The sequence below is a fragment of the Streptosporangium sp. NPDC006013 genome (assembly GCF_040614275.1).
In the GTDB taxonomy this organism is placed as follows: domain Bacteria; phylum Actinomycetota; class Actinomycetes; order Streptosporangiales; family Streptosporangiaceae; genus Streptosporangium.
Genome location: NZ_JBEXUE010000922.1, coordinates 1 through 1521 on the forward strand (window position 1 = coordinate 1; position 1521 = coordinate 1521).

Genomic DNA, 1521 nt, shown 5'->3' on the forward strand with positions numbered 1-1521 from the left:
GGTTCATTTCGCTGGGGTGTCGCAGGCGCGGGAGGTTCCGTTCGTGCCCGGTAAGGGCAGCTACCCCACTCATGAAAATGACCCGGTGGCCGTGCTGGATCTGTATGAGGAGACCGGTGGTGCGACCGGGTTCTTGACCTGGTACGGCAATCGTAGGTACGGATGGCCCGCCGGCGTGTCGGCCGGTGACGCCGAGAAGATCCCCAACGCCGCGGTCTGGCTGTCGATGGCCACCGGCTACCGCCAGCTCGCCGCGGAAAACCCCGGCTACGCCGCCCAGATGAATCCCCAGCGCACCGCCGACCTGGTCGCCGCCGGCCTCGACATCGACGCCGCCGTCGGCGCACTCAGCAGGGCCGCCCCCACTCCCAACCCCGACGGGTCCCACACCAACAAGCTCTACACCGGGCTCGTCGAGGACTACAAGAACGCCGCCACCGACTTCAACGCCGCCCTGCTGCCATTGCAGAAACAGGCCGTCGACAACAAGGACTACAAGCTCTTCGGCACCGCCGACCAGGCCATCGCCACCCAGCCCTCTCCTCCCAACATCGTGCCGGTCTGCACCGGCAGCTCCGGGCAGGGCCCGATCCTCAACCTCGAACGGCCCGCCAACGTCACCTACAGCGGCAACGCCATCCCGATGGCCCGATACGCCTTCCCCGAAGGCTCCCGGCCCACTCTCAGCTACTGCCACCAGTTCGGCGTCACCGACGAATCCGTCCTCGACTCGACCCTGTCGGCGACCATGCACCTGCGCATCACCTGGCCCAGCGCTCCCGGCCAGCCTCCGAATCCGCCTCAGACGCTGCGTACCTGGACCAAGTCCTGGGAGGTGCCCACCGTCTGCCGCAGACCCGATTCCAGTCCCGAACCCCCGGTCTGCAACCCCACCGAGTACTACCGTGAGCGCTGGGTCAGCGGCGGCTATCGGCAGTCCTTCGCCGAAACCGCCACCCTCACCGAATACCCCGAGCCTCAGCAGGCCGTTCGCACCCAGGTCACCCGGTTCCTGACCGAACGCCAGAAGGGCTACTACGATGCCGTCGTCACCGAGCTGACCACCCCAGGCAAGCCCCTCTTCCAGGCCAACGCCGACCTCACCACCGCCCTGCGCCTGCTGCAGGCCTACACCGCGGCCGGTTTCCCCACCGCTCTCAACGACGACGAACTCCTGCAGGTCCTGCTGCACGGCGCCGAACGCCTGCCCGCCGACACCCCCGGCGACACCACCATCACCACCATCTTCCGCACGGCGCAAAGCACCTACAACTCCTGCGCGGCCACCTCCGACACGGCTTGCGCCGCCACTTTCAATCCCTTCGCCGGCCAGCGGCACGCCTGGCTGACCAACTGTCTGACCTGGTACAAGAACCAGCTGCCCGTCGCCCGGTGGAGCCAGGACCCGCTGGCCAACACCATCGTGGCCTTCGCCTACCACACCGCCGACACCCTGCGCCTGCGCTACGACCACCACTCCAAGAGCCTCAAACAAAACAGCTACACCGAAACCCTCGCCCC

Annotated in this window: 1 protein-coding gene; it reads left to right on the forward strand. The window is 67.3% G+C overall.

The features are described from left to right. Positions 1–85 precede the first annotated feature (85 nt). On the forward strand, positions 86–1521 hold a 1436-nt coding region (locus tag ABZ260_RS50955; RefSeq protein ID WP_355633158.1), incomplete at its 3' end, for a hypothetical protein.